20 protein-coding genes are annotated in these 15,852 nt (G+C 52.6%); 11 read left to right on the top strand and 9 right to left on the bottom strand.

Annotated features, from left to right (window positions below; all coding sequences use genetic code 11):
* Positions 1–66 precede the first annotated feature (66 nt).
* The gene (locus BM025_RS07185; RefSeq protein ID WP_085849076.1) at positions 67–1,071 is read right to left on the bottom strand and encodes a hypothetical protein; all 1,005 of its coding nucleotides are present in this window, start codon (positions 1,069–1,071) and stop codon (positions 67–69) included.
* 140 nt (positions 1,072–1,211) lie between these two features.
* Between BM025_RS07185 and BM025_RS19140 the strand changes: the two genes are divergently transcribed.
* On the top strand, positions 1,212–1,367 hold the full coding sequence (locus BM025_RS19140; protein ID WP_170842142.1) for a hypothetical protein: 156 nt from the start codon (positions 1,212–1,214) through the stop codon (positions 1,365–1,367).
* 269 nt (positions 1,368–1,636) lie between these two features.
* Here the strand turns inward: BM025_RS19140 and BM025_RS19475 are convergent, their stop codons facing one another.
* From BM025_RS19475 to BM025_RS19145, 4 genes are all read right to left on the bottom strand, one after another.
* On the bottom strand, positions 1,637–2,107 hold the full coding sequence (locus tag BM025_RS19475; protein ID WP_244515531.1) for a tyrosine-type recombinase/integrase: 471 nt from the start codon (positions 2,105–2,107) through the stop codon (positions 1,637–1,639).
* A 47-nt stretch (positions 2,108–2,154) separates the two neighbouring features.
* Positions 2,155–2,745 carry a hypothetical protein gene (locus tag BM025_RS19480; protein ID WP_244515536.1) on the bottom strand — a complete coding sequence of 197 codons (591 nt, stop codon included), beginning with the start codon at positions 2,743–2,745 and terminating at the stop codon, positions 2,155–2,157.
* A gap of 185 nt (positions 2,746–2,930) precedes the next feature.
* On the bottom strand, positions 2,931–3,053 hold the full coding sequence (locus BM025_RS19610; protein ID WP_280139340.1) for a hypothetical protein: 123 nt from the start codon (positions 3,051–3,053) through the stop codon (positions 2,931–2,933).
* 75 nt (positions 3,054–3,128) lie between these two features.
* A complete protein-coding gene (locus tag BM025_RS19145) occupies positions 3,129–3,290 on the bottom strand; it encodes a hypothetical protein (protein WP_170842143.1) in 162 nt (53 codons plus the stop codon).
* On the opposite strand from BM025_RS19145, the gene BM025_RS07195 reads away from it, so the two are divergent.
* Positions 3,289–3,513: a hypothetical protein gene (locus tag BM025_RS07195; protein WP_085849075.1), complete on the top strand. Its 225-nt coding sequence runs from the start codon at positions 3,289–3,291 to the stop codon at positions 3,511–3,513. The two genes, BM025_RS19145 and BM025_RS07195, sit on opposite strands and share 2 nt — an antisense overlap.
* Before the next feature lie 596 nt (positions 3,514–4,109).
* On the opposite strand, the gene rpsU is transcribed toward BM025_RS07195, so the two are convergent.
* Together rpsU and BM025_RS19655 are read right to left on the bottom strand one after the other, a co-directional pair.
* Positions 4,110–4,310, bottom strand: coding sequence for a 30S ribosomal protein S21 (gene rpsU / locus BM025_RS07200; protein WP_085849074.1), 201 nt, complete (start codon positions 4,308–4,310; stop codon positions 4,110–4,112).
* A gap of 193 nt (positions 4,311–4,503) precedes the next feature.
* Entirely contained in the window at positions 4,504–4,671 is a 168-nt protein-coding gene (locus tag BM025_RS19655; protein ID WP_306455988.1) for a hypothetical protein, read from the bottom strand.
* Between BM025_RS19655 and BM025_RS19485 the strand changes: the two genes are divergently transcribed.
* Entirely contained in the window at positions 4,607–4,840 is a 234-nt protein-coding gene (locus BM025_RS19485) for a UxaA family hydrolase (protein ID WP_306455986.1), read from the top strand. The genes BM025_RS19655 and BM025_RS19485 overlap by 65 nt on opposite strands.
* A gap of 29 nt (positions 4,841–4,869) precedes the next feature.
* Here the strand turns inward: BM025_RS19485 and BM025_RS19660 are convergent, their stop codons facing one another.
* Positions 4,870–5,754 (bottom strand): helix-turn-helix domain-containing protein, encoded by an 885-nt coding sequence (locus tag BM025_RS19660; protein ID WP_090875297.1) that lies wholly within the window; start codon positions 5,752–5,754, stop codon positions 4,870–4,872.
* Positions 5,755–5,894: 140 nt separating this feature from the next.
* Between BM025_RS19660 and BM025_RS07215 the strand changes: the two genes are divergently transcribed.
* From BM025_RS07215 to BM025_RS07245, 7 genes are read left to right on the top strand one after another with little or no spacing between them, the layout of a single operon-like run.
* Positions 5,895–7,292 (top strand): family 4 glycosyl hydrolase, encoded by a 1,398-nt coding sequence (locus tag BM025_RS07215; protein ID WP_085849073.1) that lies wholly within the window; start codon positions 5,895–5,897, stop codon positions 7,290–7,292.
* Positions 7,292–8,176, top strand: a complete 885-nt coding sequence (locus BM025_RS07220) for a carbohydrate ABC transporter permease (RefSeq protein ID WP_085849072.1) — start codon at positions 7,292–7,294, stop codon at positions 8,174–8,176. Before BM025_RS07215 ends, BM025_RS07220 begins: the two co-directional genes overlap by 1 nt.
* A gap of 4 nt (positions 8,177–8,180) precedes the next feature.
* Entirely contained in the window at positions 8,181–9,086 is a 906-nt protein-coding gene (locus BM025_RS07225; RefSeq protein ID WP_085849071.1) for a carbohydrate ABC transporter permease, read from the top strand.
* A complete protein-coding gene (locus BM025_RS07230) occupies positions 9,086–10,204 on the top strand; it encodes an ABC transporter ATP-binding protein (protein ID WP_085849070.1) in 1,119 nt (372 codons plus the stop codon). Before BM025_RS07225 ends, BM025_RS07230 begins: the two co-directional genes overlap by 1 nt.
* A gap of 32 nt (positions 10,205–10,236) precedes the next feature.
* Positions 10,237–11,496 carry an ABC transporter substrate-binding protein gene (locus tag BM025_RS07235; RefSeq protein WP_085849069.1) on the top strand — a complete coding sequence of 420 codons (1,260 nt, stop codon included), beginning with the start codon at positions 10,237–10,239 and terminating at the stop codon, positions 11,494–11,496.
* A 59-nt stretch (positions 11,497–11,555) separates the two neighbouring features.
* Positions 11,556–13,070: a polygalacturonase PglA gene (pglA, locus tag BM025_RS07240; protein WP_085849068.1), complete on the top strand. Its 1,515-nt coding sequence runs from the start codon at positions 11,556–11,558 to the stop codon at positions 13,068–13,070.
* Entirely contained in the window at positions 13,064–14,161 is a 1,098-nt protein-coding gene (locus BM025_RS07245; protein WP_085849067.1) for a glycoside hydrolase family 88/105 protein, read from the top strand. Before pglA ends, BM025_RS07245 begins: the two co-directional genes overlap by 7 nt.
* A gap of 107 nt (positions 14,162–14,268) precedes the next feature.
* Here BM025_RS07245 and BM025_RS07250 read toward each other — a convergent pair whose 3' ends face one another.
* Complete coding sequence (locus tag BM025_RS07250; RefSeq protein WP_170842144.1) at positions 14,269–14,655, bottom strand: DUF4345 domain-containing protein; 387 nt, start codon at positions 14,653–14,655, stop codon at positions 14,269–14,271.
* A gap of 162 nt (positions 14,656–14,817) precedes the next feature.
* Here BM025_RS07250 and BM025_RS07255 point away from each other — a divergent pair, with 162 nt between their 5' ends.
* Positions 14,818–15,780, top strand: coding sequence for an AraC family transcriptional regulator (locus BM025_RS07255; protein WP_085849065.1), 963 nt, complete (start codon positions 14,818–14,820; stop codon positions 15,778–15,780).
* Positions 15,781–15,852: the final 72 nt, after the last annotated feature.

The raw sequence follows: 15,852 nt of genomic DNA on the forward strand, positions 1-15,852 counted from the left end.
TACTACCTTAAGGCAGCTCCAGCACAAAGGAAAAGCGATCTTTAACACTTGGCGGTTTGACGCAGATCAGCGCATCCACATGTTGGCTTTTTTGATGCGGTTGCGGATCATTTGTTCGCGGCGTGGTAAGTTTTCGCGATCAAATAAGGCGCGCACTTTGTCACCTCTGTTCTGATAAACATTGCGTTTGATCGGATCAAATTCTTTCAATACTTTTTTGATCCAATTGGGCGCACAAGCACTGCGCAACTTGGCCACGACGTCATCGCTTTCACGGGCAAACAGCAGTGGAAAAGTGCGGTAGTGGCATGAAATCTTGTCATCCAAACTGTCTTGGGGGATCGTGTGCCGCGCACCGCCAAACGAATGTATCACCAAAGGCAAAGCGACTTGGTCGAGCCAAGGGTCAAAGTTTTGCAGCATGGCTTCACGGGGCGGGTCTGCCAAAATTTCGGTGGCATATTGCGTAAAACGGTCACCAAAAAGTTTTGGGCATTTGTAAAAAAAGAATCCTGCGTTGAAGTACAGGTAGCGTTTCCAATATTCGTCTGGTTGCTCAAGATCGAGCGTGCTTTCAAACTCTAGCCCAAATTTGTCGTAGAGTGATTTCCAAATTTCGCCATATCCGGGACCGTAAAGTTCAATTTCGGGCCATGTGCCTTCGACCTTGCTTGATGCGCAGGGGCGTTCAAAATCGAACGGAATTTCAGAAACCGGTCCTGTGATCAATGTGTCCGTGTCGAAAAACACGAAAGGTTCACCTTCGGGCAGTGCCTTGAGGGCTTCGATTTTATTGCCATATGGATAGGATTGGCCGAAATGCACACTTTCAAAGGGCAACACTTCTGCCCCAAGGCGCGCAAAGGCGCTGAGCAAGTCTGCCTGTTTCATACGCGGGTCATTTGACCACATCGGGCCGGGTTGCGGTTCGGCAATGAATAGGCGCCCTTTAAAGTTCGGATCATTTTCCCGCAGAGAGGCAGCAAACAATAGGGCCTCATACATAAGGCGCCCATCTTGGCCGACGACCACGATATTGAACGATTTTGGCTGTTTGGACTCACCTGACATACGACTGGTATCTTTTCACGGAACTGGAAACATTGTGCCCTAGTATAGGTTGAAAAAGGTAAAATCAAAAGAGAGTAAATGCCAAGCAGACCACACTTTAACCCTATAAAACGTTTCTTGCTGATATATGAAGCGTCGTTTTGATTTGGGCATCAACCGTCGCCGAAATTACCATGCAAGACGTTCTTCGTGTTCTCAACAAAAGCTTTGAAGACAAATCAGGCATGGTTATCGGAACTTGGAATTTGTCGCGAAAGACCGAAGCGATTAAACTTCTTATTTTCGCACACAGCTAACACCTCGAACCTAATAAAATACGTAATTCTGGTAGCGCATTGCGCAAGCTACAGGTCATCATTTACAGAGGAACGATTGCTCTCATTTTGACCGCCGTTAAAGTAGTATTGCCTAGTCTCTTAGGCAATACTTAGGCAGAGATCGCTTGTAGGAAAAAATATTCAATAAAATCATAGGAAAATGGTGGGCGACCCTGCACTACCTATATAGTGGATTAACTCATGTTTTGTTGATCAAAGTGTCCCGCATATTTTGACTGCGGGACATCTTACCAATCCAGAGATGCTAATGCTTTGATGCCATCAGCTGCCAAAAGACGACGCTGAACTCCTTTTGTGTAGATTTCAGATGTGCTTGCTTCGGTGTGGGCCATTACGGCCATGATCTGGTGCTGACTGCACCCAGATTCAGTCATCAATTCCGCTACAGCTTTACGAACGCCATGGGATGATCTGCCTGAAAGTCCAGCAGTTTTGCACCATCTTTGGACTCTTATACGTAGCGCTTCTGTTGATGAGAATGGCTTACCTTTCTCGTTTAAGACATAACTCGGTCCTATTATTTTGATAGCGCGTGTTGCTTCCAAAAGTTGTGGCAGCATTGGAAGCGACACGGGGGCAGAACCCTTTTTACGAGGTTGCCACTCTAGCCATATTTGCCCGTTATGTGCTGTTTCTTGATCGCGTCCGAGCCAAATTGCATCGCCAATACGGCAGGCAGTAAAGGCCTGTAGTGTCAACCATAGATGAGCCGTTGTGCCTTGGGGGTGTGCGGTTTTAAACGCTTTCAGGTCTGCGGATGTCCATGGCGTTGCTCCGCCCTTTGGGTTTCGGTTGATTGGCCCGATGCTCGCCGCAGGATTGTGGTCGATTTCAGCTCGTTCAATAGCCCAAGAATAGACTGCTCGAACTGATTTGATGAGATTGTCGGCTGCTCCGGGGGGAGGGGGGGGCTTGCCCATGCATCGCGGATTTCAATGAAAGCAGAAGTTGGTGCATTCATGTTGCAGTCGCCGTAACGAGTGCCATCATGGTCCTGAAGGTTGCAAAGACGTGTCAATACGCTGCGGCGCTGTTTTAATGTGGCGGGGAACATTTGGCCAGCTTCGACCATCCGTGACAGAAAATCGAGGTAACGCCCAACGAGCCAATCGAGTGATCGTTCTGCGACTTTCAAGGTTGATGGTGACCATGTTTCGCCAACACGCGCAGCATAGTAGTGATGTGGGAAATCGGAGTGTTCGGGGCCAACTGGCACAGTCATGCGTTTGCGTTTTTTGCCTTCGACACGAACACGATATCGCTTTGTTCCGTTGCGATTCTTTTCTATTAATAGTCTTGGAAAATCTACGCGTACTACATTCACCGTTGTGCCCATTCTTTGGGTTTTAAGACTTGTGCAGATGATTCTATGGTGTCCATTGATTTTTCAAATGTGGTCTCAATACGCACACTGCCATCTTTGTTTACTACGACGGCGCTTGGCATGAGGCCTGCTGCATCCACAGCTGCGTTCTGTGACGTCCATCTCTGGCCCCTGTTTTTAAGGTCCAGAAAAAGAGATCACGCTTCTGGCGTGCCTTTAAAAAGCGGCAGGTCGGTGTGCGCGACGGCGAGGTCGAGGGACTCATCGAAGGATACCTCGAACGCTTTCTCGGGGTTGTAGATCGACAGGATGAACTTCATTTCCGCTTCGCCGGTGTCGCGGTTGGTGGTCAGTTTCAGATCGCTGGTTTCATTAACGAGGAACTGTTTGGACGATTACAGCAGCTGCGTGAGCTGGCCGTATCGCCCTTCAATCTTGCAGGCGGTTTCAATCAGGCGATTTTCCCAATCGTCGTTGTTGTCATCCTGTACGTCGGCAAGGATCGCGGGTGTCGGATCCATGATGTTCTTGGCCTGCGTCTCAATAAGCTCGCCCATGTCGTCTTTTTCGAGCGGGGTGGATGCCGTTGTTCTGCGACTTGCAGCCCGCCAAGAGTTCGAGGCGCTTGAGCGCAAAGTCGGGCGTGGCGATGCCGATGCGCAAGGTCCGCCCGTCAAAACTCGGGGCAGGGCGCGTGTGCAAGATGATCTCGGACTTGGAGGCGGTGCGGGCCGTGTGCTTGCTGGGCCTATCGATGAGTGGAGTGCTGCGCAAATATGATTGGACGGTCAGCTCGCGCAACAGCGCCGCGCTGAGAGCAGCCCTGCGCGACGCTCTGGATCGGATGCAGGGCTACGGCGCATCGACCACCGCAAGCAAATAGAGCTGCATTTCCACAAACCTGGGGGTCTAGGGTCAAAAGTCCGGAAGGCTTTTGGCCCTAGATCCGTGCTTCCCTTACGCGGAGATTTTTTTCTGTGAGCGCAGAAAAATTCAGCCGAGATTGTGGGGTGTGGTCTGTTTGGTGCGCGGGTTTGTGATCCGCGTCATAGGGGTGGGCGTTGGTGTTTTGGATCGGGTGTGAGGAAGTGAAACAAATACAGTGTGTTATGAATGTGGTGCTGGCGCAATCAGAACGTCGCCGCCGCTTTGGTACCGCGTGCGCACAAAGCCATCTTAGTGCCGAGTTTAAAATGCCCTTTTAGATCCGGCGGCTTGGTGTGCGCCCTCGCGCGGGAGATGCTGGTGGTTGCGCGAGAGCTGGCGGAGGTGGCGTTTGGGAAAGTTTGTTGCAAACTGCTATTGTTATAGATCGGAGACCGATCCTGCACTCACATTCAAACTGGACCTCCTGATTGATGTACTCCAGTTTGGCCTCAGCCTTCACGTTCGGCTTTTTTACGTGCCAGTTTGCGCTGACGGCTAATGGCTTCTTTTTTCTCGCGCGCTTTGCGAACGGACGGTTTTTCAAAATGCTCTTTGAGCCTCATTTCGCGAAATACGCCTTCACGCTGTAGTTTTTTCTTGAGCGCACGAAGCGCCTGATCAACGTTATTTTCACGAACACTTACTTGCATTTTTGAGTTCCACTATTTGACGGAAAAAATTTCATGCTATTTGCCAGTAAATATTGGCAATATCAAACAAAATCTTTTCAATTTTGCTGTCGTTCACTACAAACGTAAAGCCGATGGTTCCTCAAAGGTTCGGTTGGCGGGGATAGCAGCATTTTGACTGTTTGGACGGCAGCAACGTGCACGAAGCTGCCACTTACCAACTAGCGACGTTTGGGTTCAAAAGGTCGGCATTAACGAGCACTTGGGGCGGCACTAAAACGCGACAGGTCCAGATCGCGGGTGGCGCACAGTTGATTGTGTTCACCACTGGTCGCGGATCGGCTTTAGGGTCCAAACCAGCGCCGACAATCAAAATTGCCACCAACGACGCCCTATATGAAAACATGGCTGAAGACATGGACATCAATTGCGGGGGTATCATTTCAGGAGGGGTTTCACTTGCGCAAAAAAGGCGCAGAAATTCTGGAATAAATTATCGCGATGGCCTCTGGTCAGCGGACCAAAAGCGACGCGATGAATCTTGGAGATAGAGAATTCGTGCCATGGCAGCTTGGCGCGGTCATGTCGCTATACCAGGTTCCTTTGGGGCCGGTTCAACATCCGGCTTTTCGCGATAGGTCGAGGGGCTAGTGCCTATGAACCGTTTGAACATGCGGCTGAAATAATAGGGATCCGAGTAGCCAAGTTCCGCAGCAACGGCTTTGACGGTCAAGCCCATACCCAGCCGACTGGCCGCAAATTCCATACGTTTCAATTCTCGGAATTTTGTCGGCGTCAAACCAATGCGGTCTTTGAAAGCGCGGCGAAAGTAGTCTTCGTTGTAGGGCAATTTCGCAAAAACTTCTTCGATTCCATCACCCACCGGATCAGCCGCGAGCCGCGAGGCTGCTAACATGATTTGGACTGATAGTTGGTCTTGGCTGTCTGGAACGTCTTGCGGGCTTTGCCATGATACAAAGGCAGTCTCCAAGTAAGCCAAAAGGATCAACATGAATTTATGGTGTTGAGACAATGTGGTTGTGCCAGACGGTGAATGGGTTCGATAGTGTTGCACGACTGGGCCGTTAAAAGTCCAATCGGGCAGGGTCACAGATCGGCGCAATTGCAACTGTTTGACCATGTCACCGCGCCCGAAAAGCTCCAATGCAAAGTGTTGCGCTATACCAGTGTATCGGTCTGGTCCGCCGCTATGGGTACCGCGAAATCGTGTGTATGCAGGAACAAGTAAAGCTTGCCCTGGCGCAAGGGTGATCCGTTCATCATCTTCGCCCATCCGGTAATTGCCCTGGCCAGATAGGCACACAATCAAATCGTTTACTGGGTTCACCTTGTCGATTTTCCACGACCGCCCATGGTCCATTTTGATCGTCGGGCGGGCTAAGCGCAGGGTCATGGACCGCATCGGAATATGGCGGAGTGACGAATGTACGTTTTTGTCTATCATTTTGTATGATTAGCACCATCCACTAACGGGGTCGAGATGGTGTATTTTGAAAGTATAAGGGAAATCGGTCAAAAATAAGCCGATCCTGCACATCTTGGGAGGGGTGAAAACGGGGCGCAGCCCCGGTTTTCGGCAAATTCATGCACGATTTCGATGACACGCGGCCTGTGACGATTGCCTACCTTGGTGGTGGGTCCTTGAATTGGGCGATGAAACTGATGGCGGACCTTGCGTTTGATACCCGGTTGGCCGCGACTGTCCGGCTTTTCGACATTGACCGTAGCGCAGCGCGACGCAATGCGGATATCGGTTCACGCTACGCGGATGTGTCCCGCGGTGTACCCGCAACATTCGAGGTAAGTGAAACCTTAGGGGATGCACTGCAAGATGCTGATATCGTTTTGATTTCTATTCTTCCTGGCAGCTTCGAAGATATGGCCTATGATGTCAATATTCCCGCTTCTTTCGGAGTCCCGCAGGCCGTCGGGGATACCGTCGGGCCAGGTGGTTTCATTCGCGCGTTGCGATCTATTCCCATGATGGCCGAGTTTGCGAAAGCCATAAAAGAAGTCGCACCAGACGCATACGTCTGCAACCTGACAAACCCGATGAGCGCACTGACCGGCGCCCTGTTTTCGGTTTTCCCTGAGATCAAGGCGTGGGGCGAATGCCACGAGGTTACGAAAATGCGCAAACAGGTTGCTTGGATTGCCAACCAAGAGTGCGGTGACGACAACACCCATTCGTTCAGAGATGTCAGCGTGAATGTGTTGGGGATCAATCACTTCACTTTTGTTGATCGGATCACCCTAGACGGGCGGAATATGATGCCGGCCTACCAGACCTTTGCCGCGGCGCATCGCACCAAAGGTTGGGGGCAATCCGAAGCCAACGAAAGTGACGAACATCGGCAGTACTTTGGCACGCGAAACCTTGTGGCCTTTGATCTTTTGTCGCGTTTTGGAATTCCAGCTGCCGCAGGGGATCGGCATTTGGCTGAGTTCTTTCCCGTAGCCGAATATCTTAGTGATCCGGCGGCATGGGGTTTTGCTTTGACCCCTGTGGAATTTCGCCAGCGTGATCGTGCTGAAAAACAAGCCCGAGCCGAGAAGACGCGCACGGGTGATTTCCCTGTGACCGCTAGGCGGTCAGATGAGGCGATGATTGATCAAATCGTTGCCTTGATGGGCGGTGGTGAGTTCACGAGCAATGCTAATCTGCCCAACCGCGGTCAGTTGGATGGCGTGCCGCTTGGGGCGATTGTGGAAACCAATGCCACGTTCAATCAAGCCGGAATTGTGCCGCAACCTGCCGGACAACTGCCCGATGGGTTGGAGGTGATCGTCAACGGACACGCCAACAGGCAATCACAAATGGTAAAGGCTGTGCTGCATGGAGATCGAGATGCGATTTTCCCGCTTTTCCGCGCAGACCCGCTGCTGGCTGCGATAAAAGATGGAGACGCACGAGAAATTTTCGACCGAATGGTCGCCGCGACCGCTAGTCTGATCCCAGAAACTTTGAGAGGGACAGTCTAATGGGCGGTGATAGTAAATTTCTTGGTCTTTGGTATGTGGCACCATACGCAGTTGGATTGCTGTTGTTTACAGCTTTCCCGTTTGTCGCATCATTCTATCTCAGCTTTACGGACTACAATTTGCTGAGCTCACCGGAATGGGTGGGAACGGACAACTACGAAAAGCTGTTTACGCGGGATCGTACGTTCAACAAATCACTGTCTGTGACCCTGACATATGTCTTTATGACCGTGCCGATCAAACTGACCTTTGCGTTGTTTATTGCGGTGGTGCTGAATGACAAGCTGCGTGGGATCAACTTGTTTCGAACCGCATATTATGTGCCGTCAATCCTTGGCGGATCGATCGCGATCGCGGTTTTGTGGCGCTATATATTTGCGCAAGCTGGGCTGATTAACATGATCATCACCGCTTTTGGCGGAGAGCCAGTCAACTGGTTTGGTGACCCTGACAATGCGCTTGTGACCATCACGATCTTGCGGTGTTGGCAGTTCGGTTCTGCAATGGTGATCTTTCTTGCGGCGCTGCAATCCATGGACAAATCGCTCTATGAGGCGGCGTCGATTGATGGCGCGCGAAACTGGCATATTTTCCGCTATATCACCCTGCCGCTGATCACGCCTGTGATCTTCTTTAACCTGATCATGCAAACGGTTCAGGCATTTCAGGAGTTCAACGGCCCCTACATCATCACCGAGGGTGGACCGCTGAAGAATACCTATCTTTTGCCACTCTACATTTATGACGAAGCCTTCAAGAATTTTGACATGGGGTATGCCTCTGCCATCGCGTGGGTGTTGTTCACCATCATCATGGTGCTCACTTTGATCGCCTTCTGGTCATCGAAAAAGTGGGTCTACTATGCTGGCGACAAGAGGGATTGAACCGATGAGTGATCTTATTCAACCCTTGTCCGAAAGCACCGAACCGCCAACAGCGCTTCAGATCAAACTGCAACGCCGATCCCGTTGGAACGCGGTGTTGCGGTATACGCTGCTGACCGTTGTCGGATTTGTCATGATTTATCCATTGCTCTGGCTGGTCGGCGCGTCTTTCAAATCAAACGCCGAGATGTTCTCAAGCGCTTGGTTCTGGCCAAAAGACGCAACCGTTCAGGGGTATATTGATGGGTGGAAAACATCGACGCCCTACACTTTTGCGACGTTCTTTTTCAACTCGATGCAGATCGTCATTCCCAAGGTCATCGGCACAGCCATTTCGTGCACGTTGGTCGCCTACGGTTTTGCGCGGTTCGAGTTTCCCGGAAAGAAAATCCTGTTTGCGATTCTGATTGCGACGCTGCTTCTCCCGGACGTTGTAACACGGATTCCGCAGTATCTTTTGTTCCGCGAACTGGGGTGGCTTGATACCTACCTGCCACTCATCGCACCGGCCTGGCTCGCGGGGGATGCGTTTTTTGTCTTCATGATGATCCAGTTTCTTCGGGCGATCCCAAGGGAAATGGAAGAAGCCGCTCGGGTGGATGGGGCAAACACAGCCCAGACGCTGATCTTTATCGTTGTGCCGATTTTGATGCCGGCGCTGGTCTCTGTTTGCCTGTTCCAATTCATGTGGACGATGAACGATTTCCTCGGGCCGCTGATCTATATTTCCACGGTTGAAAAATACCCTGTCAGCCTTGCACTGAAGTTGTCGATTGATGCCACCGAAGCCTTCAACTGGAATTCCATCCTTGCGATGACCGTCTTGGCGCTAACGCCATCACTTGTCGTGTTCTTCATCGCTCAAAAGTCCTTCATCGAAGGCATATCTACCGGAGGCGTGAAAGGTTAATGGCTGAACTACAACTCAGATCTGTCGAAAAGTCATATGGCAATGGTTTCAAGGCGGTGCATGGCATTGACCTGCATGTGAAAGAAGGTGAATTCATGGTGCTGGTCGGGCCTTCAGGCTGTGCCAAATCCACGACGCTGCGCATGATTGCGGGCCTTGAGACAATCACCGGCGGCGAAGTCCTTATCGGAGATAGGGTCGTCAATGATCTGGTGCCGGGAAAGCGTGGCATTGCCATGGTGTTCCAGAACTACGCGCTTTATCCGCACATGCAGGTGCGTCGCAATCTATCGTTTGGACTGCGTCTGAAACGGCAACCAAAAGAGCAGATTGAAAGCGCCACACAGGACGTGTCCGGCGTTTTGGAAATCGAAGAGCTTCTGGATCGTCTGCCCAAACAGCTTTCAGGGGGGCAGGCGCAGCGCGTGGCTTTGGGTCGTGCGTTGATCAAGCAGCCAGAAGTGTTCCTGTTTGACGAACCTCTGTCCAATCTGGACGCGAAATTGCGGGCCTCTATGCGCGTTCGGATCACTGACCTGCATAAGCGCCTTCGCGACGAAGCGCGCCCGGCGACGGTGGTCTATGTGACCCACGATCAGGTTGAGGCCATGACCATGGGCGACCGGATTTGCGTGATGAAAGACGGGCATATCATGCAGGTGGCCGATCCGACCACACTATATGATCGCCCCGCCAACGCATTCGTCGCGGGCTTTATCGGCATGCCAGAGATGAATTTGGTTCCAGCGGCTTTGGCGGGCGGTAAGGGCGGGCAATCGCTGACCTTGGATGGTCAGTCGATTAGCGTTGGCAAAGACCTTGAGGCGCGGTTGGAAAGCAGCGGGGGGCGCGTGACTATGGGCATCCGCCCGCAGCACCTCGAGATCGTTGCGGCGGATGCCGATGATGCATTGACCGGAAAAATCGTGAACCTCGAATTCATGGGGCATGAGGTCAACCTGCATGCGGACGTTGGCGGCGAAACATTCGTCTGCGTCGTTCCATCAGATCAATTCGACAAGAACTTGCAACGTGGGGATCGCGTTGGCCTTCGTCCGCGCACTTCGAAGATGCATGTTTTTGACATCCACACGGGCGCCAATATCTCGCTCGCGTGACCCAAGTCCAAGTTTCAAAAGGGAGGAATACAATGAAACTTACTACCCTAAGCCTTGCACTATGCACGACGGCGATGGCCACAGCAGCCGTGGCAGAAGACTTACGAATGAGCTGGTGGGGTGGCGATAGCCGTCACGCGGCAACACAGGCAGCCTTGGAGGTTTGCGGCGCCAAGTATGGTCACACAATCAGCCCTGAATTCACGGGTTGGGGCGGCCATTTTGAGAAGCTGACGACGCAGATTGCCGGTGGTACCGAGGCTGACCTGATGCAGGTCAATTGGCCGTGGCTATCGTTCTACTCCGCTGACGGCACCGGACTTGCGGATCTCAACAACCATGCAGACACAATCGACCTGTCCAACTGGGATGCAGCGCAAGTCGAAGCAGGGTCCATGAATGGCGCGCTGAACGGCTTGCCGATTTCCACTACGGGCCGTCTGTTTGTATTCAACACGACAACCTATGCGGCGGCGGGTCTTGATCTGCCACAAACATGGGATGACCTTATCGCGGCCGGACCGGTCTTTGCGGAAAAACTGGGTGAAGGGTATTACCCGTTTGAGGCCGGCGGTCTTGATGCGGCTCTGTTGATGACCCTCTACGGTACACAGGCGACCGGCAAAGCGCTGATTGATCCAGACACCAATGAGATCGCTTGGACCCAAGATGATTTGGTCAACGCGATCAACTTCTACCAGACTTTGGTCGACAACAACGTCATCGAAAGCTGGAGAGATCGCGCAGCCGATGGCAACGTGCCACTGCACGAGAATCCTGAATGGTCCAACGGCCAGATCGCGGGAACCTACCAGTGGGATTCCACATACTTCAAAATTTCTGACCCGCTCGCAGATGGTCAGGAAGTTGAGTATGTCGACCTCTTGACTCAAGACGGTCAGCGGACCACGGGTATTTACCGTAAGGCGTCCATGGTGTTCTCAATTTCCGCAAACTCCGAGAAGCAAGAAGCGGCAGCGGAAGTCTTAAACTGCTTGCTGAATGAACCCGAGGGCGTTGCCGCAATGGGCACAGCTCGTGGCATTCCAGCGTCAGCAACCGCGCGTGAGCAATTGCTGTCCGCCGACGCGATCCAAGACGTCCAGATCGAAGCTCAGGCCAAGGTCATCAACGCCGAAGGTCCAGCGATCCATCCAATGATGGAATTCCCGTCTGTGCGATCTGCTATGGTGGATAACCTTGAAATGTTTGCTTACGGAGAAATCGACGCTGAAACTGCAGCAGAAGAGATGATCTTCGCGATCCAAGAAGCGCTAGAAGACATCAAGTAACTGAAGAGTTGGGGCCGCACGTTTACTGTGGCCCCATTACCTTAGTTTTGGAAATACTTATGCCCTCCTCACTTCGCCTTTTATGTGTGACGTCCCAAACGGCCGCGGTTTTGATCGCGCCAATGGGTGCCTATTTCACGCTGACAACCGCGATTGATTGGACGTTGCGTTTGCGTGGCGGAGATCAAGTAGCAAGCGGAACAACACAAACCGTGTCGTTGTTCTTGGATGGACTTGAACCGTCGCAATCCTATGTTCTGAGCACACCGATCGGCCAGATTGATATTCTTACGGCTGACTGCGCCGGTTTGGTGGATGCTTGTGATTATGGGGTCTCGCCTGATAGCTCCAACAACGCGGTAGCCTTAGCGAAAGCTATTTCCGCCGTGCCCAAAGGAGGCACCCTGCGCCTGCCCGCAGGCCGTTTTTTGACGGGGCCGGTTTTTCTAAACTCCGAAATGACACTTCTGCTGGATGAAGGCGCAGAACTTGCAGCGATTGCAAATCGTGAAGGTTGGCCGCAATTGCTCGAACACGATGACACAGGCCGAGTGATCGCCACTTGGGAAGGCCTGCCAGAACGGTGCTATGCGTCGCTGGTTACCGCAATTGATTGCCACGAACTTGCGATAACGGGGCGGGGGATCATTGATGGCGGCGGAGATCGTGGCGATTGGTGGAGCTGGCCGAAAGAAACCCGTGATGGTGCCCGCAGGCCAAGAACAGTGCAAATCGTCCATTCCGACGGTGTAACGTTGAGCGGAGTCACGGTACGCAATTCACCGTCTTGGACTGTGCACCCTTATTGCTGTCGCGATTTCACGGCAGCCTCGATCAAAATAGAAAACCCTTCGGACAGCCCGAACACCGACGGGCTGAACCCCGAAAGCTGCGAAGGGGTGAAAATTGTCGGTGTTGCCTTTTCTGTCGGGGATGACTGCATCGCCATCAAGGCGGGCAAACGGTCCGCTGGACAGGATGCGCATCTAAAGGCTTGCCGCGACATCGCAATTTCTCATTGCTTAATGGAACGCGGACACGGCGCTGTTGTGCTTGGCTCGGAAATGTCGGGCGATATTCGCGACGTCACAGTAGAGAACTGCGAGTTTAACAAGACAGACCGTGGCGTGCGCCTGAAAACCCGACGTGGGCGTGGCGGGGTTATTGGCGGCTTGCGTGTTCGCGAAGTTGCAATGCACGGCGTTGCTACTCCTTTCGCGGCTAATGCGTTCTATTTTTGCGATCCCGATGGCAAGGATGATTGGGTGCAGTCGCGAGCGCTGGCACCGGTTGATATCACCACGCCACAGATCACCGACATCGAGATAATCAACGTAACCGCAGACGGCGTGGCACTGGCCGCAGTCGCCTTGCTGGGTTTGCCAGAAGCGCCAATCACAGATGTCAGCATACAGAACTTCGTGGTGTCTTATGACGCGGGCGCGATTGCTGACGTCCCCCTTATGACCTGCGGTATGAATCCTGTCCGGCATGCGGGTGTCATCGCTGATTTTGCAGAGGTCAACGGAGTCATCACTGTTTTAGCCGAAAAGAAAGAAACACAATTATGTTGATGGACTACTTCGATAGCTATGTGACGAACCACAAACCCTATAAAGGCGGGGCATGGTGTTATGAAGATGGGTTGATTTATCGCGGGTGTGAACGTCTTTACTATAGCACCGGAGAAAACCGTTGGTTGGAGCATGTTCAACGGTTGATCGCGCCGCAGATTTTGGAGGGTCCCGCACTACTGGATTATGATGCGAATGATTACAACATCGACGATATCATGGCCGGCCGCGCGCTTTTGTTCTTGTACCGTGTGACTGGGGATCCGGCCTATATGGACACAGCGGCTCTACTGATCCGCCAGTTAGAAACGCAGCCACGCACAAAATCCAACGTCTATTGGCACAAGAACCGTTATCCTTGGCAGATTTGGTTGGATGGACTCTACATGGGCCCTCCGTTCCAGATCGAATATGGTTTGCTTACCGGAAACGACGCCTTAGTTGAGGATGCATTGATGCAAGTCTCTGTGGCGTTGGACAAAACATTTGATCCCGCAACAAAACTATATGCCCACGCTTATGATGAGGCGCGCAAACAGAGTTGGTCACATGATGAAACCGGTCACACACAGGCGCATTGGTCGCGTGCAGTGGGCTGGTTGGCCATGGCGCTTGTCGATATCGCAGAGCTAGTAGGCCCTGACCGTTTCGCGCAACTCAAAGACCGCGCAGATGCGCTGTTTGATGAAATCCTACGGTGGCGTCAGCCGGATGGGATGTGGCTACAGGTCATGGATCAACCGGGCTTGAACGGGAATTGGACGGAAAGTTCCGCCTCGGCGATGTTCTGCTACTCTCTTATTCAAGGCGAAGCGCTGGGCTTTTGGGGTGGCTCTTCGGAGGGTCTATTGTCTGATTTGATTGACCGCTCGGTTGTCGAAACCAACAACGGTGGTCGCGAGATGGCACAGATGTGCCATGTGGCTGGGCTTGGCATGTATAAAGGCAGGTTTAGGGATGGGACGGCGGAATACTATATCTCGGAAGATATTGTGTCCGATGATCCAAAGGGTGTTGGTCCATTGATGATGGCTGCGGCGGCACGCATGGCCAAGGAAAACATGGCAGCAGTGGCAATTGCAGGGCAGTGACGCCAGACCGCTTTTATCGGTGGGTCGCATAATTCAAGCCTGAATCGCCGAAGCTGCACTGCACAGCCGCGTGAAAGATTTCGTGCCGCCAGTCTTTGAAGGCATGGTTATGGTCCCGCCGAACCCGATGATTTGAATACAAGAATGGCGCACATCGCTGCTACGATCAATTCGATGGCCAGAACCCACAGATACGTTGCTTCAGGTAGCCCATCCACGGTGATCCCCCACAAGCGGGCAAGTCCGAAGCCTGCGTATACGGTTGCTGCGGCAATCAGGGACGGCAACCTTAAGGATCGGCGAAACAGGCTGAGGGTAACGAAGAGGCCAGCCCCCAAAAGTCCGCCCCCAAAAGCGCGAATATCGCTAACAAGGTTGACGTCATCAGGCAAAGTGACGCCGCTTAGGGCATAAAACGGAACCGGTGCAAAAAGAACGGCCGCGCCGATCATCAAAGCGATGAAACCGGCCAAAGCTAGGGTGGTCTTGGTCATATTCGTTAGGGTCATTGTTCGTTTTCCAATTTGGGTGCCTGTGTGTGCTGATAGGTGCAACTTACCCCTGAAGCACATATTTTGAATTACGTTTCATCCTGTTTTCATATCCATTCGTCCTGTATTACTGGCGAATTGGATTTATGATGCTACTGTGCGGGTATGACTGATCCTACAACCACACTGCCCTTAGGGCTTGATCCTTTAAGTGACACGCTTCACGCCTTGCGGATGCAGGGCACGCTCTATTGCCGGGCGGAGCTTCGTGCACCTTGGGGAATTGAAATCCCTCATCTTGACGGTTTGATGGGCTTCTTGGTGGTGACCTCGGGGCGTGTATGGTTCGAGGTCGGAAACACGGTCGCGCGATGGCTCGAGCCGGGTAGCCTCACACTCATCCCGCACGGTGTGCCGCACAAGATGCGCGATGCCCCGGGAACCAAGGTCGTTCCGCTCAACTCACTGCCTGTCACACCTATCACTGAACGCTACGAGATTTTGCAGCACGGCGGTACGGGCGATCAAACCCGTGCCACCTATTGCGTGGTCCAGTTTGACAGCCAGATTGCCCGACAGTTTCTTACACATTTGCCCGAAACAATATTTTACCAAGGCTGGGATCAAGAGACCGATGGTTGGATGGAAAGCACGCTGCGCTACGTGACGCGCGAAGCTGCGAACTTACGACCTGGCGGCGAAACGGTGCTAACTCGGCTGGCCGACATTCTCATTATTCAGGCGATCCGCGCTTGGCTTGACTCAGCTCCTGAAGCTCGCCAAGGCTGGCTTGCCGCGCTGCGTGATCCACAGATTGGGCGCGCGCTCGCCGCAATACACCGCAACCCCGAGATGCCGTGGTCGGTGGCCTCTATTGCCAAAGAAGCGGCTCTGTCGCGTTCGGTGTTTTCGGCTCGTTTCACAAAGCTGGTCGGGCAAAGTGCTATGACTTATCTGACCAATTGGCGCATGTCCGCCGCGACGTCTCTGCTTGAAGAAACTGATCTCACGGTCGCAATGATTGCCGAACGCGTTGGCTATAGCTCAGAACCCGCCTTCGGGCGTGCCTTCAAACGGGTCCATGGAATTGCCCCCGGCCTGAAGCGAAGTGCTATGCGAGCGAGATAGATTATAATTTTGGCTTCGTCTCGCACTTTGGCCATCCGACTAATCAAAATGCTGCACTACGTCCCCAGTGAC

It is taken from the genome of Pacificibacter marinus (genome assembly GCF_900109555.1).
Taxonomy (GTDB): domain Bacteria; phylum Pseudomonadota; class Alphaproteobacteria; order Rhodobacterales; family Rhodobacteraceae; genus Celeribacter; species Celeribacter marinus_C.